We start from the raw sequence: 24,869 nt of genomic DNA, 5'->3' as shown, positions 1-24,869 counted from the left end.
ATCGCGGCGGACGCAGCCGGTCTGATACCCCGCCACGAACGTCCCGGGTTTCGCCGTCAAGCCGCGCCGATGCGCGGCGCGGCCGACGCGGACCGGCTTGCCCTGCGTGTCGACTGCCGTTCGCGGCGACGCGCGTCGCGCCTCACCGCTTACACTAGCGGCATGAGCCTACGTCCTTATCTCGATGCCTTCCCCAGCCTGGGCGAACGCGTCTACGTCGATCCCGCCGCGACCGTCATCGGCGCGGTCACCCTGGGCGACGATGTGTCGATCTGGCCCGGCTGCGTGGTCCGCGGCGACGTCAATTCGATCGTCATCGGCGCGCGCACCAATGTGCAGGATGGCACCATCGTGCATGTCACCCACGAAGGTCCGTTCACCCGTCCCGGCGGTCTGCCGACGGTGATCGCCAACGACGTGACCATCGGCCACGGCGCCATCGTCCACGCCTGCACCATCGACGAATTCGCCCTGATCGGCATGGGCGCGAAGATTCTCGACGGCGCCCGCGTCTCGCGTTTCGGCTTCGTCGGCGCCGGCGCGGTGATCGCGCCGGGCAAGGTGGTCGGCGAGGGCGAGCTGTGGGTCGGCAATCCGGCCCGGCTGGCGCGCACGCTCAGCGAGCGCGAGATCGAGCAATTGCAATACAGCGCGCAGCACTATGTGCGCCTGAAGGACCGTTACCTGGGCATGACGCCGGGCTAGCCATGGCCCGGTGGCCGCGTTTACAGTCGCGGCAGGGGAAAAAGCAGGACTCAGGACTCGGTACCGCATGGAAGACTTGCAGAATCCGTACGCCGCGCCGACCGCGCCGCCGCCGTTGCCGGCCCATGCCTGGGTGGACGACCGGACCATCAAGGCCGATCCGTGGATTCGCCTGGTCGCGCGTCTGATCGACTGGGGCCTGATGATGGTGTGCTTCTTTCCGTTGTTCGTCGCGGTCGGGCTCGAACCCGACAGCAAGGACCCCTCGCCGCTGCAGCTGATCACCTCCTGCGTCGCGCTGCTGGCCGCGCTGGGCTTGTTCATTTATCAGCTGGTGCTGCTGGCGCAGTCCTCGCAGACTCTGGGCAAGCGCTGGATGCGGATCAAGATCGTGCGCAACGACGGCACCGATGCCAGCTTCGGCCGCATCTTCGGCCTGCGCATGCTGGTGATCGGGATCATCGAACAAGTGCCGTGCATCGGCTTGATGTTCTCGCTGATCAATGTCGTATGGATCTTCGGCGAGGAAAGCCGCTGCCTGCACGATTTGCTGGCCGACACCAAGGTCGTCATCGTCTGATGCTCGACACCTACCGCCATGTGGTGACGCCCGAGGGCGTGGCGCTGCACCTGCGCGCGGCCGGGCCGCTGCCGCGCGCGCTCGCCTATGTGCTCGACCTGGTCGCGCGCATCGCGATCTACCTGGCGCTGTACCAATTGCTGACCGCGCTGTTCGGCGGCGCCGGCTACGCGATCTTGATGCTGGTGACCTTCGTGCTGAGCTGGTTCTACATGGTCCTGTTCGAAGTGCTGATGCAGGGCCGCACGCCCGGCAAATGGGCGCTGGGCCTGCGCGTGGTCGCCGCCGACGGCGCGCCGGTCGGCTGGATGGCCTCGTTCACCCGCAATCTGCTGCGCGTGGTCGATGCGCTGCCGGTGGGGTATGCGGTCGGTCTGGTGACCAGCCTGATCGATCCCTGGGGCCGGCGCCTGGGCGACATGGTCGCCGGCACGCTGGTCGTCCACGCCGCGCGCCAGCAGACCTTGTACGAAGCGCAGGTCGCGCCGGCGCTCGCGCCGACCATCGTCCTGCTGCAACACGAACAGGCGGCCGTGGTCGCCTTCGCCGAACGCGCGCCGCGCCTGACCGCGGCGCGTCAGGCCGAACTGGCCGAGCTGGTCGAACCGCTGACCCTGTCGCGCGGCCAGGCCGCGGTGGTGCGCCTGTACGGCATCGCCAACTGGTTGCTGGGCCGCCGATGAGACAGGAACGCTTCGTCGAACGCCACCAGGCCGAATGGCGCGATTTCGAGCTGTGGCTGGAAAAACGCTCGGTCAGCGCGCGCGACGCGCGCCGCCATCGGCGCGAATGGACCGGCATCGCCGACGACGAACTGCCCGCGCGCCATCGCCGGCTGTGCCAGCAGCTCGCGCTGGCGCGGCGGCGCGGCTACAGCGCGGTGGTCACCGACCGCCTGCAGCAGTTGATGCAGCGCGGCCACAGCGTGCTGTACCAGACCAAGCCGGTGCATTGGCGGCGCGCGGTCGAATTCCTGCTGGCCGGCTTTCCGCGGCTGGTGCGCGCCGAGGCCCGCTGCATGCTGGCCGCGGCGCTGTTGTTCGTGGTGCCGCTGGTGACCATCTTCGTCGCCATCCAGATCAAGCCCGACCTCGCCGCCGGCCTGTTCGACGCGCAGAGCCTGGCCAACTTCGAGCAGATGTACGACCCGGCCGGCAAGGGCGACCTGGGCCGCACCAACGAAGACGATCTGCAGATGTTCGCCCATTACATCGGCAACAACGTCGGCATCGGTTTCCAGACCTTCGCCAGCGGTTTGCTGGCCGGGCTGGGCACGGTGTTCGTGCTGATCTTCAACGGCATCATGATCGGCGGCGTCGCCGGTCACCTGCAGGCGGTCGGCCACGGCGATCCGTTCTGGCGCTTCGTCGCCGGCCATTCGGCGCCCGAACTCACCGCGATCGTGATCTCCGGCGGCGCCGGCCTGCGTCTGGGCCTGAGCCTGATCGCGCCGGGCCAGCGCCGGCGCATCGATTCGCTGATCCACGGCGGCCGGCGCGGCGCCAAGATCTGCATCGGCGTGTTCGCGATGCTGGTGTTCGCGGCCTTCGTCGAGGCGTTCTGGTCGTCGATTTCCAGCATCCCGGCGCCGATCAAGTACGCGGTCGGCGCGGTGCTGTGGCTGCTGGTGTTCGCCTGGCTGCTGCGCGGCGGCCGCAACGCGATCCATCGCGACGACGAAGACGCCGCATGAAACTCGAAGCGCTCACCGTCACCCTGCGTCCGCGCACCTCCTGGGAAGCCGCCGAACTCGGCATGGCCCTGGTGCGCCGCCACGCCGGCGCGATCTGGAAACCCTGGCTGCTGGTGACCGTGCCGATCCTGGTGCTGCTCAACGCGGTCGGCTGGGCGCTGGACCTGCTGTGGCTGTCGGGCCTGCTGATGTGGTGGCTCAAGCCGTGGTTCGACCGCATCGTGTTGTTCGTGATCTCGCGCGCGGTGTTCGGCGAAACCCCCGGCACGCGCCAGACCGTGCGCGCCCAGTTCCGCTGGGGCGCGCGCTGGTGGTTGCCGTACCTGACCTGGCGCCGGCTCGGCCCGGCGCGTTCGCTGTACCTGCCGGTGGACCTGCTCGAAGGCGGCAGCGGCAGCGAGGCGCGTCAACGCCGCGCGGCGCTCGGCGCGCCGGTCTACGGCATGTGCGCGCTGCTGACCCTGGTGTGCGTGCATTTCGAAATCCTGCTGGTGATCGGCACCTTGCTCGGCGCGATGATGTTCATCCCGTTCGATTACCTGCCCGACACCTTCAAGGCCTTGCTGGAATCGTTCACCGAGCAGCCGCAGTGGTTCAACGCGATGTTGAATCTGCTGGCCTGGATCGCGGTCAGCGTGATCGAGCCGTTCTACGTCGGCGCCGGTTTCGGCCTGTACCTCAATCGCCGCACCGATATCGAAGGCTGGGACATCGAGATCGTGTTCCGCCGCCTGCGCGCGCGCCTGGCCGCGGCGGCCGCGCCGACTTTCCTGGCGTTGTGCCTGACCTTCGGCTGGCTGGCCGATGCGCAAGCACAGGAGCCGTCGGCGCCCGACGCATCCGCGGTGCAGGCGCCGTCGTCGACGCAGGCGCCACCCGCGCAGGCAAGCGGCGACGATGAACAAGGCGATGAAGAAGAATACGAACCCACCAGCGCGCCGATCCGCGGCCTGGTCGACGGCAAGAAAGCCAAGCGCCTGCCGTCGACCTTGAACGAGATCTACGGCGAGCAGCGCAGCGACGACCGCGCCATGCGCGATGCGGTGGCCAAGGCGATGAACGACCCCACGGTCGCGCCCAAGCGCAAGCAGATGGTGTGGAAGCCCAAGCACGAGGCCAAGAAGAAAAAGAAAGACGAGCCCAAGCCGGTCGATCCGTCCAAGTTCGAAGGCCTCGGCGGCGGACTGGCCGCGGTGGCGAAAGTGCTGATGTGGGCCGTGGTGGCGGTGATCGTCGGCTTGCTGTTGTTCACTCTAGGCCGCTGGCTGGGCTGGTTCCGCGGCGGCGCCAGCGAAGAGGAGCAGGCGCCGCCCGGCGTGCGCACCGCGGTGCATAGCGAACCCGAACCGCTGCCCGACAATCTGCCCACCGCGATCCGCCGGCTGTGGCAGGCCGGCCGCCATCGCGACGCGCTCGCGCTTATGTACCGCGCGGCGGTCGAGTCCATGGCCAAGCGCGCCGACATCGTGCTGGTGCCCGGCGCGACCGAGGCGCAGTGCCTGCGCGCCTCGCGCAAGCTCGGCTCGGCTGAGGACCGCGACGTGTTCGCGCGCGCCGTGCGCACCTGGCAGTACGCGGCCTACGCCGAAAGCCTGCCCGAGCCGCAGGACTTCGACGATCTGGTCGGCCAGCTCAGCCAGCGCTTCGGGTGGGCGGTATGAACCGCAATCTCGTGTTCACGATCGTCGGCGCGGTGGTGCTGATCGCCGCGTTGCTGCTCGGCGTTTCGCTGTGGCGCAGCAACTACGTCAAGGTCGAGGAAGAGGTCGAAGAGCCGCGCAGCGGCGAAGCGGCCAGCAACCCGCTGTACATCCTCAAGCTCGCCCTGCGCAACGACAAGGTCAAGGTCGACGCGCGCCAGCGCCTGGCGCTGGCCCTGCATCCGCTGCAGCCGCGCGACACGGTGCTGATCTACCGCGACCCGCGCACGCTGTCGAAAGCCGATGCCGACGCACTGCTCGGCTGGGTCGAACGCGGCGGTCATCTGATCGTGCGCACGCCGCCGCTGCGCGACAAGCTCGGCGAATCGCCGGTGCCGGTGCTCGATACGCTCGGCCTGACCTTGCTCGACGCCGAGGACAGCAGCCCGCAGGACCAGCGCAACGACTGCGTCGGCCTGTACGAACGCGGGCTCGAGCAACAGAGCCTGTTCTGCAACGCGCGCCGGTTCTACTACTACAACAGCGATGTCGAGCCCGACTACGCCTGGGGCGATGAAGACGAAGCCTACGTCTATGCGCGCTTCCCGCGCGGCAAGGGCTCGGTCGACGTGCTTGCCGACATGGACTTTTTGTCCAACCGCGGCAACGCCAATCCCTTGCTGAGCGCCTTCAGTTTCGGCACCGACGAAATCGCCGCGCCGGCCAACGCGGCGTTCGCGCGGCAGCTGCTGGCGCCGAATTACCGCGCCGGCACCATCCATCTGATCTACGCGGCGGAAGTGCCGTCGCTGTGGAAGACCCTGATCTTCAACAGCTGGATGGCCTGGTTGCCGTTGCTGCTGTGGCTGCTGGGCTGGCTGTGGCAGCGCACCCAGCGCTTCGGCCCGCTGCGGCCGGCGCCGGCGCTGGAGCGGCGTTCGCTGCTCGAACACATCGTCGCCAGCGGCGAACACATCTACCGCTACGGCTACGGCGCGATCCTGTACGAAGCCGCGCGCCGCGCCTTCCTGCTGCGCCTGCGCCGCCGCGACCCGTACGCCGCCGCGCAGCAGGGCCAGGAACAGGTCGCGCTGCTGGTGGAACGTTACAAGCAAGACCCGACCCTGGGCGCCGCCGCGATCGGCGACGCCCTGACCCAGCCGCTGACGCGCGACCACGCCGCGTTCCGCACCCGCATCGCCACTTTGATCCGCATGAGAAACCGCTTATGAGCCTCGACGCCGCCCCGCTCGTTCCGATCACCGGCACCGCGCTGGCGCAACGCGCCGCCGCCGTGCGCGACGAAGTCAGCAAGGCCTTCATCGGCCAAGCCGACGTGCTCGACCAGATCCTGATCGCGCTGCTCGCCGGCGGTCACGCGTTGCTCGAAGGCGTGCCCGGCCTGGGCAAGACCCTGGTGGTGCGCGCGCTGTCCAAGGCCCTGGACTGCGGCTATGCGCGCGTGCAGTTCACCCCCGACCTGATGCCCAGCGACATCAGCGGCCACGCGGTGTACGACCCCAAGACGGAGAGCTTCAACATCCGTCGCGGCCCGGTGTTCACCAATCTGCTGTTGGCCGACGAAATCAACCGCGCCCCGGCCAAGACCCAGTCGGCCTTGCTCGAAGCGATGCAGGAACTGCAGGTCACCATCGAAGGCCACAGCTTCGAACTGCCTCCGCCGTTCCTGACCCTGGCCACGCAGAATCCAGTCGAGCAGGAAGGTACGTATCCGCTGCCCGAAGCGCAGCTGGATCGTTTCCTGCTGAAGATCCTGATCGACTACCCCAGCCGCGCCGACGAAAAGCGCATGGTCACCGCGGTCAGCCTGGGCCGCAGCGCGTCGGATTTCGATCTGTCTCAGGTGCGGCGCGTGCTCGGTCCGGAAGAGATCGTGGCGATGCAGCAGGGCACCGCGCTGGTGCGGGTGGACGAGGCGGTGATCGACTACGTGGTGCGCATCGTCGGCAAGACCCGCGACTGGGCCGGCATCTCGCTCGGCGCCGGTCCGCGCGGCAGCCTCGGCCTGATCCGCGCGGCGCGCGCGCAGGCGGTGCTGTCGGATCGCGATTTCGTCACCCCCGACGACGTGCGCGAAATCGCCAAGCCGGTGCTGCGCCATCGCATCGCGCTGGCGCCGGAGCTGCAGATCGAAGGCCAGTCGCCCGACGATGTGTTGCACGCGCTGCTCGCGACGGTGGAAGCGCCGCGTCAATGAGTGCACCTTGATGAAAGCAGGCGTGCCGCCGCCGTTGCCCGTCGCCTCGCCGGCCGCCGCGCTGTCGGTGCCGCGCGACCGCGCATTGCCGCGACGCGGCTGGGCGCGGCCGTCGCCGCGTTGGGCCTGGCTGGTGGTGCCGTGGTCGGCGGTCGGTCTGGCCGCGAGCGCGGGTTGGCTGGCGCCGTACGTGTGGCAGTGGCTGACCGCGGCGATCGCGCTGATTCTGATCGTCGACTTGGTGCGATTGCTGCGCGCGCCGACTCCGACGGTCGAGCGGCGCATGCACGACACCTGGGCGATCGGCGTCGAACGCCCGGTCACGCTGACCTTCGAAACCACCGCGCGCCGGCAACGGTTGGACGCGTTCGATCTGCATCCCGGCGGCTGGGCGCTGCGCAACCTGCCGCGCCGGCTCGATCTGCGCCGCGGCGAGCGCGCGAGTTTCGAATACGAGCTGCGCGCCAACACCCGCGGCGATTTCCAGTTCGACGGCGTGCAGTTGCGCCTGCATTCGTCGTGGGGCCTGTGGTGGCAATCGCGGGTGTCCGGCGACCTGCAGCGCGTGCGCGTGTTTCCGAACTTCGCGCCGCTGGCCAAGTTCGCGATGTTCAGCGCCGAACAGGCCTCGCGCCTGGTCGGCGCGCACGTCAAGCGCCGTCGCGGCGAAGGCACCGACTTCCATCAGATGCGCGAGTACCGCGTCGGCGACAGCCTGCGCCAGATCGACTGGAAAGCGACCGCGCGCGCGCGCCGGCTGATCTCGCGCGAGTACCAGGACGAACGCAACCAGCAACTGGTGCTGATGCTCGACACCGGCCGCCGCCTGATGGCGCGCGACGGCGAGCATTCGCATTTCGATCATGTGCTCGATGCGGCCTTGGTGGTGGCGTATCTCGCGCTGCGCCAGGGCGACGGCGTGGGCCTGCTCGCCAGCGGCGGCGAAAGCCGCTGGGTGCCGCCGCAGCGCGGCGTCGGCGCGATCGACAACCTGTTGCGCGCCAGTTACGCCTTGCAGCCGCAGCCGATCGCGACCGACTTCCTGGCCGCGGCGACCGAACTGTCGCTGCGCCAGCGCCGCCGTTCGCTGGTGATGCTGGTGACCAACCTGCGCGACGAGGACATGGACGACCTGCTCGCTGCGGTGCGCATGCTGCGCGGGCGGCATCTGGTGTGCGTGGCGAGTCTGCGCGAAGGCTCGCTGGATCAGGCCTTGAGCGAAGACGTCGAAGACCTGTCCGGCGCGATCCGCGCCGGCGCGACCGCGCAATACCTTGAGCTGCGCGTGGCCGCCCACGAAGCGCTGCGCAACCACGGCGTGATGGTGCTGGACGTGAGCTGCGACCAACTGGCCGCGTCGCTGGTGGAGAAGTATCTGGCGGTCAAGCGCGACGGGTTGCTGTAAGGCATTTGCTGTTCCTCCCTTTGCAAAAGGGGGTAGGGGGATTCGCTTTTGCCCCTGAAGAAGAAGCAACAACAAAAGCAAATCCCCCACGTCCGCTCCGCGGCCGTTCGCCCCCTTTGTCAAAGAGGGCAAAAGCACAGGTCGTTGCGATTTGCCTGGATAGCCGAGCATGGCCGCGCTGTGTTTGCCAACTTCGGTTCATGCCGGACCGGACCGGGCCGAACTCAGCCAAGCCAAGCCAAGCGGCGCCAATTCCAACCCTCGGCGCGCACCGCAACACATTCGCATCTGCTTTTCCCCCCTTTGGAAAAGGGGGGCAGGGGGGATTCGCTTTTGCTCCTGAAGCAAGCAACAGCAAAAGTAAATCCCCCACGTCCGCTCCGCGGCCGTTCGCCCCCTTTGTCAAAGAAGGCAACAGCACAGGTCGCTGCGATCAATCTTTCGACGAGCCTCAACCCGGCGCGGTCATCCGCTCCAACGCATCCAGCGCCCTCATCGCCTCGCCGCGATCGCGCCCGCACATCTCGAACGAAGGCTGCAGCGACCCGCAGAACTTCGGTCGCTCCGGTTTTCCGAACAAGCGGCAACGCAGTTGCTCGTCGAGTTGCACGCAGGCCACGCCGGCCGGTTTGCCGTTCGGCATGCCCGGAATCGGCGAAGTGATCGACGGCGCGATGCAGCACGCGCCGCAGCGGTCGCGGCAGATCGCGTTCATGCCGGCGCGAGGAACGGTTCGGCCGAACCCACCGCCGACAGCGGGATCGGTCCGTATACGTGCGGGAAATGATCGCCGCTGCGCTCGCTCCAGTCGTAGCGCAGCGCATCGCCCAACGCGGCGGCATCCAGCGTAAGCAATACCCGCGCGCCGCGGCCGCGTTGATGACGTTCGACCACGCCGGCCAGTTGCGCCTGGGTCGCGCAATGCAGGAACCCGTCGCGATGCAGCGCATCGGGCGCGTAGGCGCCGGCTGCCTGCGCGTGCGCCCAGTCGGCCGGATCGGCGAAGTGGTAGACGGTGTCGGGGCGCGTTACGTCGGCCTGCGTGGTTGGTGTCGACATCGATCTCGCCTCAACAGGATGCGGCGCGGTCCGCGCCGTTCATGCCGCCCGCGCCGGTCGCCGCGCCAGGATCGCGGCGATCAGCAACCCCATGGCGATGGCATGCATCACGGTGGTCACGACGCCGAATGCGCCGATGCTGAGCGCGAGCGAGCGCGGGGTGGCTTCACCATGCATTTGGCCCCACAGGAACCAGGCCTGGCCGGCCAGGCCGACCAGCGAGCCGCCGATGAGCAAGGCGAAACCCAGGCTGCCATAGACACCGGCGCTGCCCAGCGCGGTTCGCCGCGCCAGGCACAGCACCAGGCCGGCCGTGCACACCAGCACGTGCGGCGCGGAGCTCATCAGCGGGCCGAGCATCGCCACGAACAGATCGTTGGAGTCCATCGCAGTTTCCAAAGGCGGCTCGTTACGCCGATGCGACCGCTCAGCGTCGCCGGACGATGCGAGCCTCGCGGATATCAGTCGGCGGTGACCAGCGCCGACGCACCCTGGCGCAGTTGCGCATACACCGGATCGGTATCCGGACGCTTGCGGTGCCAGCGTTCGAAACTCTCGGCGGCCTGTTCGACCAGCATGCCCAGACCATCGACGCGATCGTGCGCGCCGGCGACCTTCGCCCACGCCAGGAACGGCACCGCCACCTCGCCGTAGCTCAGGTCGACCGCTGCGGTGCGCGGCGTGGCCAGGCTCATCGGCAAGGTCGGCATCGCATCGATGCGCGCGGCCGAGGTCGCGTTGACGATCAGATCGAAGTTGCCGAGCGTGTTGACGTCGGCGAGATAGCGCGGATGCACCCGGCCCGGCAGGCCCAGCGCATCGGCCAGCGCATCGGCGCGTTCGGGCGTGCGATTGACGATGTACAGATCGCCGATGCCGGCATCGAGCAGCGCCGGCGCCACGCCGCGCGCGGCGCCGCCGGCGCCGATCAGCAGGGTGCGGCGCGAGCGCAGGTCCAGGCCGTGGCGTTCGGTGAGGTCGCGGATCAGGCCGACGCCGTCGGTGTTGTCGCCTTCCCAGCCGGTGGCGCTGCGGATCAGGGTGTTGACCGCGCCGGCGCGCTGGGCGCGCTCGCTCAGCTGCGAGCAGATGCTCGCCGCGCGGGTCTTCAGCGGCAGGGTGATGTTGGCGCCCAGTCCGCCCTCGGCGGCGAACTCGGCCAGGGCGACGTCGAAACGTTCCGGCGCGGCATCGATCGCGGTGTACTCCAGCCCGATCCCGAACTGGCGCGCGAACGCGGCATGGATGCGCGGCGACAGCGAGTGCGCGACCGGATGGCCGAACACCGCGTAACGCAGGACCGGGCTGGACGAATTCGAATCGATCGACATGCAGGCGCCTCTCTGGACGGATGACCCTTCCTGGGGGAAGACGCACCGAGCGGCGCGCCAGGGTCCGGTTCCCCCGAAGTCTACTCCTCGCCCGCGGGCTGACCAGCGCGCCGCCGGCGCCAACGCCCGACTCGGCACGGACCGCACGGGTCGCGTTTCGACTGCGCACAGTGGGATGTGCGGCGATTGTGAATTGCAGTGATCGCCTTGTCGTTCGGGACCCGGGCAACGGCCGTGCGGTCGAGGCCCGGGCCGCGACGCCAACGCGAGAACGCCGCGCCCGACCGCGACAGCCGACCGCATCGCCGGACTAAACTGCCAGCACCCGTCGCAAGCCCACGTCCCCATGCGCAATGCCATCTCCCGCCTGAGCCTGCTGCTGGGCTGCACCCTCGCCGGCAGCGCCTTCGCCCTGTCGGAATTCGGCATCGAAGGCATGGGCGTGGTCTCCACCCCGCACAGCGAAGTGCGCGGCGCGATCCGCCCCGACGGCCAGCGCATCGTCTGGGGCAGCACCGACCGCAAGGGCGGCGCGGGCGGCTGGGACCTGTGGCAGGCGCGGCTGATCGACGGCCGCTGGCAACAGCCCGAACCGCTGACGATCAACTCGGCGGCGAACGATTTCGATCCCTTGTTCAGTGCCGACGGCCGTTGGCTGTATTTCTTCTCCAACCGGCCCGGCGGCAAGGGCGGCGACGATCTGTATCGCGCGGTGGTGCAGGCCGACGGAAGCTACGGCGCGGCCGAGAACCTCGGCTCCGGCGTCAACAGCCGCGGCGACGAATGGGCGCCGACGCCGAGCCGCGACGGTAAGCAACTGCTGTTCGCCAGCAACGGGTTCGGCGGCGCGGGCCGGCACGATCTGTTCGTCGCGAGCTGGAACGGCCGCGCGTTTGCCGATCCCAAGCCGGTGCCGGGCGTGAACACCGCCGCCGACGAATTCGACGCGGCCTGGCTCGGCGATGGCCGCGCCATCGTGTTCGCGCGTTCGAGCGACGTCGAACACGATCCGATCCGGCTGTACCTCGCGCAGTGCGATGGTTCGCGTTATGGCGAGGCGACGCCGCTGGCGTTGTCGTTCAACACGGCCGAGGGCTACACGCTCGGGCCGGCGGTGGATTGGAACAAGCCCGGCGAACTGTTGGTCAGCGGTTCGGCCAAGGCGCCGAAGGCCGGCAAGATGGATCTGTACCGGATGAAGGCGCCGGCCGCGAGCGGCCAGGACGGTTGCGTGACGACAGCGTCGCGGTGATTCGCGACCGCGCCTTCGCGAACAAGATCGTGGTGCATTCGCGCGGCGGCGACCGCGCCGCGCTCGCGCACTGGGTCGAGCAATGGCTGCGCGATGGCGTGAGTTACGTCGGCGTGGTCGGAACCGATGCGTCCGCATTGCAGGACGTCGTCGACTGGACCTGCATCGAGCTGAGTCTGCGCGACGGCCGCGAGCCCGGCGGCGATGACGGTTACGACATTCTCACCGCCTTCCATCAAGCGGACGAAAGTCTCGACGACGCGATCGAACTGGCGCGCTTGATTGGCGGGCATCCCAGCGCGCCGATCTGCATCGTCGAAATCTGAGCTGTCGCGCACAGTTCTTTCAAGGTCGCGGAACTTCGTCATCAGATGTTTCGCGCGCGCAACATCCGCTTCATTGCATGAGGCGCAGCGAAGCATCGTTGTACGCGATGCGAACACACAAACGGACGGGCGCGAGCGACGCCGTTGCGCTGGCGTTCGGCCTGCGCCGCATTGCAGCACAAGCGGCTGGCCGTTCGTCGGAGGATTGCGCTTGCGCGTTTCCGCTAGTCGCGGATGGCTCGCCGCTTATCGGCCGCGCGCGCGACGCGATGCCGTTGCGAATCGCGATCGCGATCGACGCCGCTATCCTTCCCCCGCCACGTTGTGTGGCAATAAAAAGGATCTTTATGAGCAACATGAAACGTAGTTTTGGGGGTCTGCTGTTCTCGATGTTGCTGCTGGCCACGGCGGCGCCCGTTTTCGCCGCGCCGCCCGGCGGCCTTCCGGTCACGCCGCAGCCGCCACAGCCGTTCGGTACCTGGCAAGCCACGGTGCGCTGGGCCGAGCCGCATAGCGTGTCCGGTCCGAACGGCACCACGCTGAGCTACACCTTCCATTACGAGCACATCGTCGCCGTCACCCAGAGCGATTGCGAAGGCCAGTTGCAAGGCTACGCTTCGCAATTGAACGTGAGAGTGATGGAAGCCTGCACGTTCTACCCGTATTGATGCAGGTTGCCGCGGGGCTGCTTGCAGCCTCGCGGCGATTTGCGGCGCGCGAGGTCGCGCCGAGCACTATCGATCGAATCCGGACGCCGCGAACACGGACGCGGCGTTCAAATTCACGGCCAGTATCAATGCCGGTTGATTGAAGCCGGGCCGTTCGCATCGCGCGCGCATATGGGGATACATGCGCGCGCCGCAATCGTCGTATCGATGCGGCTCAGTTCGCCTCGCGCAGCCACTGCGCCGCATCCAAGGCGAAGTAGGTCAACACGCCGTCTGCGCCGGCGCGCTTGATCGAAGTCAACGCCTCAAGCACGCAACCGCGCTCGTCCAGCCAACCGTTCTGGATCGCCGCGCGCAGCATCGCGTACTCGCCGCTGACCTGATAGACGAAGGTCGGCGCGCCGAACTCGTCCTTCGCGCGGCGCACGATGTCGAGGTAGGGCATGCCCGGCTTGACCATGATCATGTCGGCGCCTTCGTCGAGATCGAGCGCGATCTCGCGCATCGCTTCGTCGCTGTTGGCCGGGTCCATCTGGTAGGTGTACTTGTTGCCCTTGCCGAGCGCGCCGGCCGAGCCGACCGCGTCGCGGAACGGGCCGTAGAAACTCGATGCGTACTTGGCGCTGTAGGCCAGGATGCGGGTGTGGATATGGCCGTCGCGTTCCAGCGCGTTGCGGATCTGGCCGATGCGGCCGTCCATCATGTCGCTGGGCGCGACCACATCGGCGCCGGCGACGGCATGCGACAGCGCCTGCTTGACCAGCGCCTCGACGGTTTCGTCGTTCATGACGTAACCGCTGTCGTCGACCAGCCCGTCCTGGCCGTGGGTGGTGTAGGGATCGAGGGCGACATCGGTGATCACGCCCAGCTCCGGGAAGCGCTGCTTGAGCGCGCGGATCGCGCGTTGGCACAGGCCGTCGTCGTCCCACGCGGCGGCGGCGTCGAGCGATTTGGCCTCCGGCGCGGTCACCGGGAACAGTGCCAGCGCGGGCACGCGCAACTCGCTGGCGCGTTCGGCCACGCGCAGCAGCTCGTCGATCGACAGGCGTTCGATGCCGGGCATGGACCCGACCGGCGCGCGGCCGTCGAGTTCGTGGACGAAGACCGGATAGATCAGGTCGTTGGCGGTGAGGACGGTCTCGCGCATCAAGCGGCGAGAGAAGTCGTCGCGGCGCATCCGCCGCGGGCGCGAGTGGGGATAGGTCATGGGGTTAGTTTACTCCCGAGCCGCGCGGAGGCCTGCGACCGACGGTCGCGGCGCGGTGGGGATGGTGTGTTCCGCCGTTCAGGGCAAGGTGGGCCGAGGGGCTTCCCGTTCCAGCCTGCCGCTTGTCTCCCTCTCCCGCGTGCGGGAGAGGGCCGGGGTGAGGGAGCGCCGCAGGCGCGTTGCTTCGTAACAGCGCGGCGTAATCGCTTGCCCTCACCCCAACCCCTCTCCCGCAAGCGGGAGAGGGGCTCAACGGGAGAGGGGCTCAAGAAGAACTCAGTCCGAATACACCCGATACCGCAACGGCCGCACATGCACCGTGCTGCCCGAAGCCGGGGTCACCGCGTCGGGCGTCGCCACCAAGTCCAGCTCCAGCGGCCGGCTTTGGCCCTCGACCACCAGTTCCAGCGTGATCCGCTCGGCCAGCCGGTGCGAGGAAATCACCCGCGCCGGCAGGCCCTCGCCCTCGCCGACCAGGGCGATGTCGTGCGGGCGCACATACAGGCGCGCGCGGCTGCGGCTGCTGCCGTCCACCGGCAGGCGCAGGGCGTGGCCGTTGACCGACAACTCGCCGCCCTCGGTCTGGCCTTCGATCACGTTGGCCCGGCCGATGAAATCGAACACGTAGGCCGAGGCCGGCGCGCTGTAGATCTCGTCGGGCGTGCCGATCTGTTCGATCCGGCCGTCCTTGAGCACGACCACGCGATCGGCCAGTTCCAGCGCTTCTTCCTGATCGTGGGTGACGAACAAGGTGGTCTGCCCGGTGTGTTCGTGCAGACGCCGCAACCAGCGCCGCAGTTCCACCCGCACCTTGGCGTCGAGCGCGCCGAAGGGTTCGTCGAGCAGCAGCACGGTCGGGTCGATCGCCAGCGCGCGCGCCAGCGCGACGCGCTGCTTCTGCCCGCCCGACAGTTGTTCGGGATAGCGCGCGCCGAGTTCCGGCAGCTGGATCAGGCTCAGCAGCTCCTGCACGCGCTTGGCGATGGCGGCCTTGTCCGGCCGCCGCGCGCGCGGCCGGCTGCGCAGACCGAAGGCGATGTTTTCGGCCACGGTCATGTGCTTGAACAAGGCGTAGTGCTGGAACACGAAACCGACATTGCGTTCGCGCAGGCTCAGCCGGGTCGCGTCGTGTTCGCCGAACAGCAGCCGGCCCGAATCGGGCTGCAGCAGGCCGGCGATCACGCGCAGCAGCGTGGTCTTGCCCGAGCCCGACGGCCCCAGCAGCGCGACCAGCTCGCCCGAGGCGACGTCGAGATCGACTGAGTCGAGCGCGGCGACGTTCGCATAACGCTTGGCGATGGCTTTTAGATGCAGATCCATTCGTGGCGATACCTGGTGAAGCAAGCAGTAGAAGCGGTGGAGAGGAGTGAGTTGAGCGAAGCGAGTAGCGCGATGCGAACGCAGCGTGCGTCAGTGTCTTCGGTGCGAACGCGCGAGCGCATCGCCGTGCCGCGCTTCCAGCCAGATCTTGACCACCAGGGTGACCAGGGCCAGACCCGCCAACAACGACGCCACCGCGAACGCCGCCGCCGCTTCGCCGCCCATCTGTTTGTACAACACCTCGACATGCAGCGAGAGCGTATTGGTCTGGCCCATGACATTGCCCGACACCACCGTCACCGCGCCGAACTCGCCCATCGCGCGCGCGCTGCACAACAGCACGCCGTACAACAGGCCCCATTTGATGTTGGGCAAGGTGACGCGGAAGAACATGGTCCAGGCATTGGCGCCGAGCGAGCGCGCGGCCAGTTCCTCGTCGCTGCCTTGCTGTTCCATCAGCGGGATCAACTCGCGCACCACGAACGGGAAGGTCACGAACATGGTCGCCAGCACGATGCCGGGCGTGGCGAACAGGATCTTGATGTCGTAGCGATTGAGCAGGTCGGCGAAGTAACCGTGGGTCGGGCTGAACAACAGCACTAGACACAGGCCCGCCACCACCGGCGACACCGCGAACGGCAGGTCGATCAGCGCCATCAAGGTGCGCTTGCCGCGGAATTCGAAGCGGGTCACCGCCCAGGCGGTGAACACGCCGCAGATCGCGTTGACCGGCACCACGATCGCGGCGGTGAGCAAGGTGAGCTTGAGCGCGTGGATCGTGTGCGGCTCGACGACCGCGGCGAACCAGACCTTCAATCCGCTGCCCAGCGCGGCGCCGAGCAGCATGAACAACGGCATGACCACGATCAACAGCATGATCGCGGTGGCCAGGCCGATCAGGGTCCAGCGCACCCAGGCCGGTTCCTGCAGGGGATCGCGCGCGGGCGGGAGGCGGGCGTCAGCCATCGCGGCGATTCCCGTGCGCGAACAAGGTCGAGGCAGCATTGATCGCGACCAGGCACGCGAACGACATCAGCAGCAGCAAGGTCGCCAGCACGATCGCGGCGGTGACGCCGCCGTCCTCTTCCAGGCGGATGGTGATCAGCAGCGGCGCGATCTCGGTCTTCATCGGCAGATTGCCGGCGATGAAGATGACCGAGCCGAATTCGCCCAGCCCGCGCGCGAACGCCAGCGAGAACCCGGTCAGCAGCGCCGGCAGCAGTTCGGGCAGGATCACCCGCCGCAGCGCGGTCAGACGCGAGGCGCCGAGCGAAATCGCCGCTTCCTCCTGCTCGCGGCCGAGGGTCTCCAGCACCGGCTGCACCGTGCGCACCGCGAACGGCAGGCCGATGAAGATCAGCGCGATCACGATGCCGGTGAGGTTGTTGACCAACTGGATGCCGAACGGCTGCAGCCACTGCCCGACCCAACCGTTCTGGTCGTAGATCGCGGCCAGGGTGATGCCGGCGACCGCGGTCGGCAGCGCGAACGGCAGATCGACCATCGCGTCCATCAGGCGCCGGCCGGGGAAGCGATAGCGCACCAGCACCCAGGCGATCACCGCGCCGAACACCAGCGCCACGACCGCGGCGATGAAGGCGGCGCCGAAGCTGACCTTGAGCGAGGCGATCACCCGCGGATCGGAGATGGCGCGCAGCCAGCCGGCGAAGCCGAGCCCGCCCGAGCGCAGGATCAGCGCGGCCAGCGGCAGCAGGACGATCAGGCCGAGCCAGGTCAGCCCGAGGCCCAGCCCGAGCCCGAGACCGGGCAGCGGCCGGCGCCAGCGGGTGGCGGAGGTCGGCAGAGTAAGGACTTGCTCGCTCATGTGGCGTGGGCGGCAACGTGTTGTGGGGACAGAGGGGTTGGACGCTATCGCGTTCCGGGGGTTCCTGGGAAATGCGCGTTGGTTGTTTCTAGGTGCGGGATGGAGATATGGGGTGGGGATGGCTGGGGCCGGGTTTGAGTCGAGTGAATGGGGGACGCGGTATGAGACCAGCGGCTTGGTCGTATGAGTGAAAAGGACCCGATTCGAAACACGAAGTGAGATCGGTCTGACAAACTGAGGCCACGCTCGAGATACCCACCGCGCTGAGCCCGGACCTGATGAGTCATCCGAAATGAAAACAAAAATTGCTGGCTGTGTTGCGACCGGGCTTTGCTTCCTGGCTCTGGCCTGGGTATTTTTCCCGGTCTCTGTTGAAGCTGACCATCAAACATTCATGCCATTGACGGCTGACGAGTTCGCACAAGTTCGCGCAGAGGCCATCGACGCGGAGGCTTCATTAAGACTTAAGGGCATCGAATTGATAGCCGGCGATCCAGCGTCGCATTCAATCCAATTCGATTGCAAAGGGGTGCCGGTCCTGACACTGATCAATGGGCCGATAGTGCTGTCAGTGCTTACGATGGTAGATGCAGATCAGCGCGCTCCAGATGTCGTATCGTTTCGAGGGCGGTTGTATCCTCGATTCAAGGAGTCCTGGGAGCAGCCTGTAAAAGGTGCCGTTCCGACTCGGCCAAATGTCGTCGAGGCATTTGTGCTTAAGCACCGTGAAGGCATGAATATGGCAGCCGACTGCTCCTCGATTCTGTAGCGTCAATCGGTGGCAACGAAACGTAAGATGATCGGGCGCGGAACAGGCGAGCATATATCAGTTGCGAAGATGTCCCACAGAACTATTGGGGGCGCTTATTGAGCAGTTCGTTGGGTTTTTCCGGGTTTGAACACCCCGGCAAACGACAAGGCCCGCTTCGGCGGGCCTTGTCGTTTGCTGGGGTGGCTATGGGCTTAAGTCGATCACTTCGGCAAATAAATCTTGTCAAAAAACCCGCCATCCGAAAAATGCGCCGCCTGCGCCTTCTTCCAGCCCCCGAACGCGCCGTCGATGGTTACCTGTTTCACCTGCGGGAACTTCGCCAGTTCCGCCGCCGGGACCTTGTCGGGTTCGGCCGGGCGGTAGCCGTGTTTGGCGGCCAAGCGCTGGCCTTCGGGGGTGTAGAGGAAGCGCAGGTAGGCTTCGGCTTGTTTGCGGGTGCCGTGTTTGTCGACGTTCTTGTCGACCCAGGCCACCGGCGGTTCGGCCTTGATGCTCAGGCTCGGGATGACGACTTCGAACTGGCCGCGGGTGTTGGCTTGTTCCAGGGTCAGCAGGGCTTCGTTTTCCCAGGCGATCAGCACGTCGCCGATCTTGCGGTCGACGAAGGTGGTGGTCGAGCCGCGCGCGCCGGTGTCGAGCACGGGGACGTTCTTGAACAGGCTGGTGAGGAAGTCGACGACCTTGTCGCCGTCGCGGAACTTGGTCGAGGCATACGCCCACGCGGCGAGATAATTCCAGCGCGCGCCGCCGGAGGTCTTCGGGTTCGGGGTGATCACCGCGACGCCGGGTTTGATCAAATCGTCCCAGTCCTTGATGCCCTTCGGGTTGCCCTTGCGCACCAGGAACACGATGGTCGAGGTGTAGGGCGAGCTCTGGTGCGGCAAACGCGATTGCCAGTTGGCGGGCAGCTGCTTGGCGTTGGCGATGGTGTCGATGTCGCCGGCCAGGGCGAGCGTGACCACGTCGGCTTCCAGCCCGTCGACGACCGCGCGCGCCTGCTTGCCCGAGCCGCCGTGCGAGGCGCGGATGTTGAGGGTTTCGCCGGTCTGCTGTTTCCATTGCGCGGCGAAGACTTGATTGACCTCGGCGTAGAACTCGCGGGTGGGGTCGTAGGACACGTTGAGCAGGTCGGTGTCCTTGGCCGAGACCGTGCCCGCGGCGGCGAGCGCCAGGGCCAGCAGGGTCAATCGGAGTGCGGTTTTCATCGGTAGCTCCTGTGAGGGAAGGGCGAGGTCAAATCAGAATGCGAGCTGGGCGCGGGTGAAGAAGGCTTTTTCGTCTTCCCGGTCGCGTCCGGCGGCGGCGCCGCCATCGAACTGAGTCTGGGTGTAGTTGGCGACGAGCTTGAGGTTGCCGGTCAGGTACCAGTTCAAGCCCAGTCCCCACGAACGCGCGGCCGCGGCGACGGCGTTGCGGTCGGCGTAACGCGGGAAGGCGTCGTCGTCGATCTCCAGGCGGCCGTAGCGCGCAACCAGTTCAAACGCGCCCCAGCCTGCGGCACCGAGCGTAAAAGGTTGGTTAGGCCGAGCCACGCCCTTGTAGCCGGCGTCTTCGCCGGTCAGCACGTAGCCGGCGGTGAGCTGCCAGGCGGTGTGTTCGAGTTCGTCGGCGAACGCGCCGACGCGCACGTCCTGGCTGGAGCTGACGTATTCGCCGAGCAGGCTCAGGCCGTTGCGGTAGTAGAACGCCTGCGGCGACCAGCGCGTCTGCGCGCCGTCGGCGAGCACCGCGCTGCGGTAGTTGAAGAACTGGGTCTGGCCCGGGGTGCGGTAGCGCGGCAGGAAGTTGTTGCCGTTGCCGCGGCGGTCGCCGCTGCTCGCGGCCACACCGAAGCCCAGGCCCGACAGCGCGTTGCTCGCGTTCTTCCACGGTTCGACGAACACCCGGCCGGCGAGTTCGAATTCGTTGTCGGGGTTGACGGTCGGGCTGTCGCGGCCGTCGACCGCGCCGTTGAACACGCCCAGCGCATACGACACCGTCGAGCCGGCGAGTTCGCCCTGCAGCTGCACGCCCAAGTCGCGGTTGGGCGTGAGTTCCGACGCCAAGCCCAGTTCGATCAAGCCGGTGGAGCCGCTGGATTGCAGACGTTCCAGGCCAACCGGGCTCTTGAACTTGCCGATCCGCACGGTCGCGCGCGGATCGAACTTCAGATCGAAATACGCATCGGCGATGGTCGCGCTGTCGCCGGCGAATTCGGGCGTGAGGCGGAAACCGATCAGCGGGCCCCAGGTGCCTTCGATGGTCGGCATGATCCGGCGGAACAGGAAGGTGTCGTTCTGCGGCAGTTGTCTGTCGTCGATGAAGAAACGGCCGTCGGCCTGCACCAGCGCCTTGAACTTGAGTTCGACATCGCCCGGCGGCGGCGATTTCACCGACAGGCCCTTGCTGGCGCTGAGCGATACCACCGGCGTGCTGGCGACGCGCGCGGCGTTTTCCTCGGCCTGCAGTTCGAGTTTGCGTTCGATCACCCGCAGGCGTTGGTCGAGATCGCTGAGATTGCCGCTGTCGGCGGAGGCATTGGCGATCGCCTCGCCGCCGCCCAGGCGTTGCTCGATCGCGCGCAGGCGCTGGGCCAGCTGCTCGACGGTGAGCTCGTTCGACTGTGCGTGAACCGGCAGGGCGAGCGCGCAGGCCAGCGCGCTCCACAACGAGACGGTCGCGGTGCGCGCGTTGAGCGCAGGTCGAACCCGGGTTTGCATGACGTGCTCCTTCGATCGATGACGGACGTGGATGGGTCCACGCACTGAGTGGAGAAAACAAAAGCGGTGAAAACAATCGAGGCGCGAATGCCCAGCGCCGAACCCCTTGACCGCGATGTCGCGAACCACCGTCCGCTTCCCCGCGGGCGGTCGTTCAATTGACGGTGTTGCTTACGCCCACGACTCCTGCGCCGCGTCGACCTCGACCCGCTGGGTGCGGGTGATCTCGACGATGCGCGAACCCTGGATGACGACTTCGATCCGGCCCGCGCGCAGTTCGCGCACCGCGTTCAACAACACGTATTCGGTATCGCTGAGGTTGACGATGTTGATCTCGGGTTCCGGGTCGCGGGCGATCGGGTAGCGCACGGTCGAGACTTGTTGCGCATCGTCGGTGGTGGCGCGTTTGCGCGTCGACGCGGCTTTCGGTTTCGCGCCCGGGCCGCGGTTCACGACAGGCCTCCGTCGAGACTCAGGCTCGCTTCGGCGATCGGCAAGGCGGCGAGAAAGTCCGGCGCCAGCGCGAGTTCGCGCAGGCTGCGCCGGTCGAGCACGTCGGAGATCGCATCGCGCGCCTCGCGCATCAGCGAGCGCAGGCTGCAGGCGTCCGGGTCGGGGCAGTCCGCGCAGGCCTGATAGGCGCTGACGCTGGCGCAGCGCACCGGCGCCAGCGGGCCGTCGATGGCGCGGATCAGGTCGCCGACCATGATCTGGTCGGCCGGGCGGGCGAGGGCGTGGCCGCCCTTCTGGCCGCGCCGGCTGTCGATGAAACCGGCCTGGCGCAGGTCGACCAGGATGGTTTCGAGGAACTTGCTCGGCGCGCCGCTGTGTTCGGCGATGGTGCGCGCCTGCAGCCGCTCGCGGCGCGGCCGCGGGACCAGCGCGGGGTCGGTCGGGCGCCGGGCGTGCTCGGCGCGCGCGAGCGCGCACATCGCGCGCAGGGCGTACTTGGCCTTCATCGTCAGCATTTCCCATTCACCATGTAGGGAATGTGGCCGGGCGCGCGGGCCAGGGGAAAAGGTATTGCTTCATCTGCTTATGACCACCCGGCATGTGCCGGGGGCGAGGGTAGGAGCGGCGTGAGCCGCGACCGCGATATCGCGGTTACACCGAAAGTTTCGTCGCAGCTGTGGTTTCGCGGTCGCGGCTTGCGCCGCTCCTACAGGGGGAAACCCAGCTCCGGCGCGGTCTGGAGCAGGTACGATGCGCGGCAATGCGATCGTTCATGTCCCTGCCGCCGCTGGCGCGCACTTGCCTGTTGGTTCTCGCCGCGCTGGCGGCGCTGTGCTGGCTGGCGCCCCTGCTCGGCCGCTACGGCGCGATCCTGCCCGACTGGGACGCGCTGTCGGCCCGGCCCGGGACCGCCGGGCATTGGTTCGGCACCGATGCGATCGGCCGCGACGTGTTCGCGCGCACTCTGGCCGGCGGGCGCTTGTCGTTGGGCATCGGCTTGCTGGCCAGCGTGGTCGCGCTGGTGATCGGGCTGGGCTACGGCGCGATCGCCGGGCTCGCGGGCGGCTGGGTCGAACGGCTGATGGTGCGGGTGCTCGACGTGTTCTCGGCGTTGCCGTTCCTGTTGGTGGTGATCCTGCTGCTGACCTTGTTCGAACGTTCGCTGCTGCTGTTGCTGGCGGCGATCGGCGGTTATGTCTGGATCGATCTGGCCCGGGTCATGCGCGCGGAGGCCGCGCGGCTGCGCGAGGCGCCGTTCGTGCTCGCGGCGCAGGCGGCCGGGGCGAGCTTCGGCCAGCGCCTGCGCTGGCATGTGCTGCCGAATCTGATGCCGCTGGCGTTCGTGTATTTGGGTTTGATCCTGCCGCAGGCGATCCTGGTCGAAAGTTTCCTGGGCTTTCTCGGGCTGTCGATCGACGAGCCGTCTTCCAGTTGGGGCGGCCTGCTCGCCGAGGGCGTGCAGGAACTCGACAGCGCGCCATGGACCTTGTTGTTCCCGGCGGGCTTTCTGGTGACGACGCTGGCCGCGTTCCAGTTTCTCGGCGACGGGTTGCGCGATTGGCTCGATGTGCATCGTTCGCCGCAGGGCGATGCGCCGCGTCAGGCCGCGGCCGCATGAACGCGCTGGTTTCGCTGCATGGCTTGCGCATCCAAGTCGATGGCGGCACGTCGCCCTCGCGTCGTCTGCTCGGCCCGCTCGATATGGAACTGCATCCGGGCCAGTGCCTGGGCGTGGTCGGCGAAAGCGGCAGCGGCAAGAGTCTGACCGCGCTGGCCTTGCTCGGCCTGTTGCCGGCGCAGTTGCGCGCGCAGGGGCGTTTGGACATCGATGGCGACGACATCGCGATCGCCAGCGCCGCGCATGCGCGACTGCGCGGCCGCACCCTGGCCTGGGTGCCGCAGGACCCGCTCGCGGCCTTGCATCCGCTGCGCCGGATCGGCGCGCAGCTCAACGAAACCTTGCGCGTGGTGCGTGGGTTGTCGGCGACGGCGGCCGGTGTCCAGGCGCAGGCCTTGCTCGAACGCGTGCAGTTGCCCGATCCGTCCGCGGCCTTGCGCCGCTATCCGCATCAGTTCTCCGGCGGCCAGCGTCAGCGCATCGCGATCGCACTGGCCCTGGCGACGCAGCCGCGGGTGTTGATTGCCGACGAGCCGACTTCGGCGCTGGATGCGCGCATCGCCCGCGACATTCTCGATCTGCTCGATCGGCTGCGTCGCGAGGACGGTCTGGCGCTGCTCCTGATCAGTCACGACCTGCCGCTGGTGGGCGCGTATGCGCAGCGGTTGCTGGTGCTGCAACGCGGCGAGGTGGTCGAGCGCGGCGACACTGCGACGGTGTTCGCGTCGCCGGCGCATGCGTACACACGCGAATTGCTGGCCGCCGACCGGATCGACGCCTTGCCGCCCGAGCCGGCGGCGCAGGCCGATAACGACACGCCGCCGTTGCTGCGCGGCGAAGCCTTGTCGATGCGCTATCCGCGTGCGCCGCGACCGGCGCTGGATGGGGTCGATATCGAACTAAGGCGCGGCCAAGGTCTGGCCCTGGTCGGCGAAAGCGGCAGCGGCAAGAGCACTTTGGGTCGTGTGTTGTTGCGGTTGTTGCGCGGTGCGCAGGGACGCGTGTCGATCGACGGGATCGATCTGGGCTCGCTGGATGCCGCGGCCTTGCGACGGTTGCGGGCGCGGACCGGGGTGGTGTTCCAGGATCCGTATGCTTCGCTCGACCCGCGTCTGCGCGTGGCCGAGATCGTTGCCGAGCCCTTGCGCATCCACGGAAACCTGGACAAGGCCGCACGCCGCGCGCGCGCGGCCGAACTGCTGCGCGATGTCGGCCTGGACGAGGCGATGTTGGATCGGTATCCGCATCAGTTTTCCGGCGGCCAGCGCCAACGCATCGCGATCGCGCGCGCGTTGGCGACATCGCCGGATCTGTTGGTCTGCGACGAAGCGGTGTCGGCGCTGGATGCGCATCATCGCGCGGCGATCCTGGCCTTGCTCGCGCGGCTCAAGCGCGAACGCGGGCTGGCGTTGTTGTTCGTGACTCACGATCTGGCCGCGGCCGCGGCGGTGGCCGAACGCATCGCCGTGCTCGAAGCAGGACGCATCGTCGAGACCGGGCCGACCGCGCAGGTGCTGAGCGCACCGCGGCACGCGCATACGCGCGCGCTGCTGGCGGCGCGGCCGGCGGTGATCGGATCGGTTTAGGCGAATGCCTCGGGTGGGTGGCGCGACGGTGTCGCGCGCACTCTGGCGCTACGACTGACTGCGATCGATCGTCGCTGCGCCGCCGCCATCGCGACGGCGCAGCGCGAACGCATCGGGTGAAGCAGGGATCAGATGATGCCGCCGCCGATGCCGAGACGGACCACGCCGACCACGATCACGATGGCGTTGAGCAGCAGGCCGGTCTTGGCCCGGCCGTTGTTTTCAGACTTGGTGAACAACAGGCCGATCGCGGCGATGATCGCGCCGACCGCGGCGAACGGAATCAGAAACCAGTTGCCCCAGCCGAGCAACGGAATCAGGGCCAGGACCATCCACGCCAGCGCGAAAATGCCCCAGAGCAGGCTGATCAATCCCATCGTGTCGTACTCCGCATGCGGCCGGATTGGCCTTGTGGGTGCAACGTAGCGTCTGCGGCGGCGAATTCAAGTGCCGCAGGTCGCCATGACCTTCGCGCTTTCAGCTGGCGCAAAGAAAACCGGCGCCTCGCGGCG

27 protein-coding genes are annotated in these 24,869 nt (G+C 67.7%); 14 read left to right on the top strand and 13 right to left on the bottom strand.

Annotation, left to right across the window (positions count from 1 at the left end; translation table 11 throughout):
* Positions 1 to 162: 162 nt before the first annotated feature.
* The 8 genes from IEQ11_RS23665 (at position 163) to IEQ11_RS23630 (ending at position 8,241) form a co-directional block, all read left to right on the top strand.
* Positions 163 to 705: a gamma carbonic anhydrase family protein gene (locus tag IEQ11_RS23665; RefSeq protein WP_036108115.1), complete on the top strand. Its 543-nt coding sequence runs from the start codon at positions 163 to 165 to the stop codon at positions 703 to 705.
* Positions 706 to 772: 67 nt separating this feature from the next.
* Positions 773 to 1,285, top strand: coding sequence for an RDD family protein (locus IEQ11_RS23660; RefSeq protein ID WP_057922951.1), 513 nt, complete (start codon positions 773 to 775; stop codon positions 1,283 to 1,285).
* Positions 1,285 to 1,968 carry an RDD family protein gene (locus tag IEQ11_RS23655; protein ID WP_036108004.1) on the top strand — a complete coding sequence of 228 codons (684 nt, stop codon included), beginning with the start codon at positions 1,285 to 1,287 and terminating at the stop codon, positions 1,966 to 1,968. The genes IEQ11_RS23660 and IEQ11_RS23655 overlap by 1 nt, the downstream gene beginning before the upstream one ends.
* The gene (locus tag IEQ11_RS23650) at positions 1,965 to 2,978 is read left to right on the top strand and encodes a stage II sporulation protein M (RefSeq protein ID WP_191822004.1); all 1,014 of its coding nucleotides are present in this window, start codon (positions 1,965 to 1,967) and stop codon (positions 2,976 to 2,978) included. Before IEQ11_RS23655 ends, IEQ11_RS23650 begins: the two co-directional genes overlap by 4 nt.
* A complete protein-coding gene (locus IEQ11_RS23645; protein WP_191822003.1) occupies positions 2,975 to 4,639 on the top strand; it encodes a DUF4129 domain-containing protein in 1,665 nt (554 codons plus the stop codon). The genes IEQ11_RS23650 and IEQ11_RS23645 overlap by 4 nt, the downstream gene beginning before the upstream one ends.
* Complete coding sequence (locus IEQ11_RS23640; RefSeq protein WP_046658269.1) at positions 4,636 to 5,850, top strand: DUF4350 domain-containing protein; 1,215 nt, start codon at positions 4,636 to 4,638, stop codon at positions 5,848 to 5,850. Before IEQ11_RS23645 ends, IEQ11_RS23640 begins: the two co-directional genes overlap by 4 nt.
* Positions 5,847 to 6,836 carry an AAA family ATPase gene (locus IEQ11_RS23635; RefSeq protein WP_036108016.1) on the top strand — a complete coding sequence of 330 codons (990 nt, stop codon included), beginning with the start codon at positions 5,847 to 5,849 and terminating at the stop codon, positions 6,834 to 6,836. The genes IEQ11_RS23640 and IEQ11_RS23635 overlap by 4 nt, the downstream gene beginning before the upstream one ends.
* Positions 6,837 to 6,846: 10 nt before the next feature.
* On the top strand, positions 6,847 to 8,241 hold the full coding sequence (locus tag IEQ11_RS23630) for a DUF58 domain-containing protein (protein ID WP_191822002.1): 1,395 nt from the start codon (positions 6,847 to 6,849) through the stop codon (positions 8,239 to 8,241).
* 451 nt (positions 8,242 to 8,692) lie between these two features.
* Here the strand turns inward: IEQ11_RS23630 and IEQ11_RS23625 are convergent, their stop codons facing one another.
* From IEQ11_RS23625 to aroE, 4 genes are all read right to left on the bottom strand, one after another.
* A complete protein-coding gene (locus tag IEQ11_RS23625) occupies positions 8,693 to 8,956 on the bottom strand; it encodes a YkgJ family cysteine cluster protein (protein ID WP_036108021.1) in 264 nt (87 codons plus the stop codon).
* The gene (locus IEQ11_RS23620) at positions 8,953 to 9,300 is read right to left on the bottom strand and encodes a DUF952 domain-containing protein (protein WP_051547428.1); all 348 of its coding nucleotides are present in this window, start codon (positions 9,298 to 9,300) and stop codon (positions 8,953 to 8,955) included. The genes IEQ11_RS23625 and IEQ11_RS23620 overlap by 4 nt, the downstream gene beginning before the upstream one ends.
* Positions 9,301 to 9,339: 39 nt before the next feature.
* Complete coding sequence (locus tag IEQ11_RS23615; RefSeq protein WP_036108023.1) at positions 9,340 to 9,687, bottom strand: hypothetical protein; 348 nt, start codon at positions 9,685 to 9,687, stop codon at positions 9,340 to 9,342.
* A gap of 74 nt (positions 9,688 to 9,761) precedes the next feature.
* Positions 9,762 to 10,631, bottom strand: coding sequence for a shikimate dehydrogenase (aroE, locus tag IEQ11_RS23610; RefSeq protein ID WP_036108026.1), 870 nt, complete (start codon positions 10,629 to 10,631; stop codon positions 9,762 to 9,764).
* Positions 10,632 to 10,977: 346 nt separating this feature from the next.
* Between aroE and IEQ11_RS23605 the strand changes: the two genes are divergently transcribed.
* The 3 genes from IEQ11_RS23605 (at position 10,978) to IEQ11_RS23595 (ending at position 12,877) form a co-directional block, all read left to right on the top strand.
* The gene (locus IEQ11_RS23605; protein ID WP_191822001.1) at positions 10,978 to 11,883 is read left to right on the top strand and encodes a TolB family protein; all 906 of its coding nucleotides are present in this window, start codon (positions 10,978 to 10,980) and stop codon (positions 11,881 to 11,883) included.
* A complete protein-coding gene (locus tag IEQ11_RS23600) occupies positions 11,859 to 12,209 on the top strand; it encodes a hypothetical protein (protein WP_194735130.1) in 351 nt (116 codons plus the stop codon). Before IEQ11_RS23605 ends, IEQ11_RS23600 begins: the two co-directional genes overlap by 25 nt.
* 77 nt (positions 12,210 to 12,286) lie before the next feature.
* Positions 12,287 to 12,877, top strand: a complete 591-nt coding sequence (locus tag IEQ11_RS23595; protein ID WP_191822000.1) for a hypothetical protein — start codon at positions 12,287 to 12,289, stop codon at positions 12,875 to 12,877.
* Between the two features lie 214 nt (positions 12,878 to 13,091).
* On the opposite strand, the gene hemB is transcribed toward IEQ11_RS23595, so the two are convergent.
* From hemB to cysT, 4 genes are all read right to left on the bottom strand, one after another.
* The gene (hemB, locus tag IEQ11_RS23590; protein WP_036108036.1) at positions 13,092 to 14,084 is read right to left on the bottom strand and encodes a porphobilinogen synthase; all 993 of its coding nucleotides are present in this window, start codon (positions 14,082 to 14,084) and stop codon (positions 13,092 to 13,094) included.
* Positions 14,085 to 14,360: 276 nt separating this feature from the next.
* Entirely contained in the window at positions 14,361 to 15,404 is a 1,044-nt protein-coding gene (locus IEQ11_RS23585; RefSeq protein ID WP_036108039.1) for a sulfate/molybdate ABC transporter ATP-binding protein, read from the bottom strand.
* Positions 15,405 to 15,494: 90 nt separating this feature from the next.
* On the bottom strand, positions 15,495 to 16,370 hold the full coding sequence (gene cysW, locus IEQ11_RS23580; RefSeq protein ID WP_036108042.1) for a sulfate ABC transporter permease subunit CysW: 876 nt from the start codon (positions 16,368 to 16,370) through the stop codon (positions 15,495 to 15,497).
* Positions 16,363 to 17,229, bottom strand: coding sequence for a sulfate ABC transporter permease subunit CysT (gene cysT / locus IEQ11_RS23575; protein WP_036108045.1), 867 nt, complete (start codon positions 17,227 to 17,229; stop codon positions 16,363 to 16,365). Before cysT ends, cysW begins: the two co-directional genes overlap by 8 nt.
* A 292-nt stretch (positions 17,230 to 17,521) precedes the next feature.
* Between cysT and IEQ11_RS23570 the strand changes: the two genes are divergently transcribed.
* Positions 17,522 to 17,998 carry a hypothetical protein gene (locus tag IEQ11_RS23570; protein ID WP_191821999.1) on the top strand — a complete coding sequence of 159 codons (477 nt, stop codon included), beginning with the start codon at positions 17,522 to 17,524 and terminating at the stop codon, positions 17,996 to 17,998.
* 203 nt (positions 17,999 to 18,201) lie between these two features.
* Here IEQ11_RS23570 and IEQ11_RS23565 read toward each other — a convergent pair whose 3' ends face one another.
* The 4 genes from IEQ11_RS23565 to IEQ11_RS23550 form a co-directional block, all read right to left on the bottom strand.
* Complete coding sequence (locus IEQ11_RS23565; protein WP_057922941.1) at positions 18,202 to 19,206, bottom strand: sulfate ABC transporter substrate-binding protein; 1,005 nt, start codon at positions 19,204 to 19,206, stop codon at positions 18,202 to 18,204.
* Between the two features lie 33 nt (positions 19,207 to 19,239).
* The gene (locus IEQ11_RS23560) at positions 19,240 to 20,700 is read right to left on the bottom strand and encodes an OprO/OprP family phosphate-selective porin (RefSeq protein ID WP_191821998.1); all 1,461 of its coding nucleotides are present in this window, start codon (positions 20,698 to 20,700) and stop codon (positions 19,240 to 19,242) included.
* Between the two features lie 171 nt (positions 20,701 to 20,871).
* Positions 20,872 to 21,153, bottom strand: a complete 282-nt coding sequence (locus IEQ11_RS23555) for a hypothetical protein (RefSeq protein ID WP_191821997.1) — start codon at positions 21,151 to 21,153, stop codon at positions 20,872 to 20,874.
* The gene (locus IEQ11_RS23550; protein ID WP_082578274.1) at positions 21,150 to 21,668 is read right to left on the bottom strand and encodes an RrF2 family transcriptional regulator; all 519 of its coding nucleotides are present in this window, start codon (positions 21,666 to 21,668) and stop codon (positions 21,150 to 21,152) included. Before IEQ11_RS23550 ends, IEQ11_RS23555 begins: the two co-directional genes overlap by 4 nt.
* Positions 21,669 to 21,925: 257 nt before the next feature.
* On the opposite strand from IEQ11_RS23550, the gene IEQ11_RS23545 reads away from it, so the two are divergent.
* A complete protein-coding gene (locus IEQ11_RS23545) occupies positions 21,926 to 22,771 on the top strand; it encodes an ABC transporter permease (RefSeq protein WP_198338918.1) in 846 nt (281 codons plus the stop codon).
* Positions 22,768 to 24,357, top strand: a complete 1,590-nt coding sequence (locus tag IEQ11_RS23540; RefSeq protein ID WP_191821996.1) for a dipeptide ABC transporter ATP-binding protein — start codon at positions 22,768 to 22,770, stop codon at positions 24,355 to 24,357. Before IEQ11_RS23545 ends, IEQ11_RS23540 begins: the two co-directional genes overlap by 4 nt.
* Before the next feature lie 128 nt (positions 24,358 to 24,485).
* Here IEQ11_RS23540 and IEQ11_RS23535 read toward each other — a convergent pair whose 3' ends face one another.
* Positions 24,486 to 24,734: a hypothetical protein gene (locus IEQ11_RS23535; protein ID WP_036108061.1), complete on the bottom strand. Its 249-nt coding sequence runs from the start codon at positions 24,732 to 24,734 to the stop codon at positions 24,486 to 24,488.
* Between the last annotated feature and the right edge of the window lie 135 nt (positions 24,735 to 24,869).

The sequence above is a fragment of the Lysobacter capsici genome (genome assembly GCF_014779555.2).
In the GTDB taxonomy this organism is placed as follows: Bacteria; Pseudomonadota; Gammaproteobacteria; order Xanthomonadales; family Xanthomonadaceae; genus Lysobacter; species Lysobacter capsici.
This window is presented reverse-complemented; position numbering and strand designations above follow the sequence as displayed.

Bases quoted from the DNA above. Each gene is read 5' to 3' on its own strand.
- IEQ11_RS23665 (WP_036108115.1), top strand. From the start codon at position 163: ATGAGCCTACGTCCTTATCTCGATGCCTTCCCCAGCCTGGGCGAACGC.
- IEQ11_RS23660 (WP_057922951.1), top strand. From the start codon at position 773: ATGGAAGACTTGCAGAATCCGTACGCCGCGCCGACCGCGCCGCCGCCG.
- IEQ11_RS23655 (WP_036108004.1), top strand. From the start codon at position 1,285: ATGCTCGACACCTACCGCCATGTGGTGACGCCCGAGGGCGTGGCGCTG.
- IEQ11_RS23650 (WP_191822004.1), top strand. From the start codon at position 1,965: ATGAGACAGGAACGCTTCGTCGAACGCCACCAGGCCGAATGGCGCGAT.
- IEQ11_RS23645 (WP_191822003.1), top strand. From the start codon at position 2,975: ATGAAACTCGAAGCGCTCACCGTCACCCTGCGTCCGCGCACCTCCTGG.
- IEQ11_RS23640 (WP_046658269.1), top strand. From the start codon at position 4,636: ATGAACCGCAATCTCGTGTTCACGATCGTCGGCGCGGTGGTGCTGATC.
- IEQ11_RS23635 (WP_036108016.1), top strand. From the start codon at position 5,847: ATGAGCCTCGACGCCGCCCCGCTCGTTCCGATCACCGGCACCGCGCTG.
- IEQ11_RS23630 (WP_191822002.1), top strand. From the start codon at position 6,847: ATGAAAGCAGGCGTGCCGCCGCCGTTGCCCGTCGCCTCGCCGGCCGCC.
- IEQ11_RS23625 (WP_036108021.1), bottom strand. From the start codon at position 8,956: ATGAACGCGATCTGCCGCGACCGCTGCGGCGCGTGCTGCATCGCGCCG.
- IEQ11_RS23620 (WP_051547428.1), bottom strand. From the start codon at position 9,300: ATGTCGACACCAACCACGCAGGCCGACGTAACGCGCCCCGACACCGTC.
- IEQ11_RS23615 (WP_036108023.1), bottom strand. From the start codon at position 9,687: ATGGACTCCAACGATCTGTTCGTGGCGATGCTCGGCCCGCTGATGAGC.
- aroE (WP_036108026.1), bottom strand. From the start codon at position 10,631: ATGTCGATCGATTCGAATTCGTCCAGCCCGGTCCTGCGTTACGCGGTG.
- IEQ11_RS23605 (WP_191822001.1), top strand. From the start codon at position 10,978: ATGCGCAATGCCATCTCCCGCCTGAGCCTGCTGCTGGGCTGCACCCTC.
- IEQ11_RS23595 (WP_191822000.1), top strand. From the start codon at position 12,287: ATGAGGCGCAGCGAAGCATCGTTGTACGCGATGCGAACACACAAACGG.
- hemB (WP_036108036.1), bottom strand. From the start codon at position 14,084: ATGACCTATCCCCACTCGCGCCCGCGGCGGATGCGCCGCGACGACTTC.
- IEQ11_RS23585 (WP_036108039.1), bottom strand. From the start codon at position 15,404: ATGGATCTGCATCTAAAAGCCATCGCCAAGCGTTATGCGAACGTCGCC.
- cysW (WP_036108042.1), bottom strand. From the start codon at position 16,370: ATGGCTGACGCCCGCCTCCCGCCCGCGCGCGATCCCCTGCAGGAACCG.
- cysT (WP_036108045.1), bottom strand. From the start codon at position 17,229: ATGAGCGAGCAAGTCCTTACTCTGCCGACCTCCGCCACCCGCTGGCGC.
- IEQ11_RS23570 (WP_191821999.1), top strand. From the start codon at position 17,522: ATGAAAACAAAAATTGCTGGCTGTGTTGCGACCGGGCTTTGCTTCCTG.
- IEQ11_RS23565 (WP_057922941.1), bottom strand. From the start codon at position 19,206: ATGAAAACCGCACTCCGATTGACCCTGCTGGCCCTGGCGCTCGCCGCC.
- IEQ11_RS23560 (WP_191821998.1), bottom strand. From the start codon at position 20,700: ATGCAAACCCGGGTTCGACCTGCGCTCAACGCGCGCACCGCGACCGTC.
- IEQ11_RS23550 (WP_082578274.1), bottom strand. From the start codon at position 21,668: ATGCTGACGATGAAGGCCAAGTACGCCCTGCGCGCGATGTGCGCGCTC.
- IEQ11_RS23545 (WP_198338918.1), top strand. From the start codon at position 21,926: ATGTCCCTGCCGCCGCTGGCGCGCACTTGCCTGTTGGTTCTCGCCGCG.
- IEQ11_RS23540 (WP_191821996.1), top strand. From the start codon at position 22,768: ATGAACGCGCTGGTTTCGCTGCATGGCTTGCGCATCCAAGTCGATGGC.
- IEQ11_RS23535 (WP_036108061.1), bottom strand. From the start codon at position 24,734: ATGGGATTGATCAGCCTGCTCTGGGGCATTTTCGCGCTGGCGTGGATG.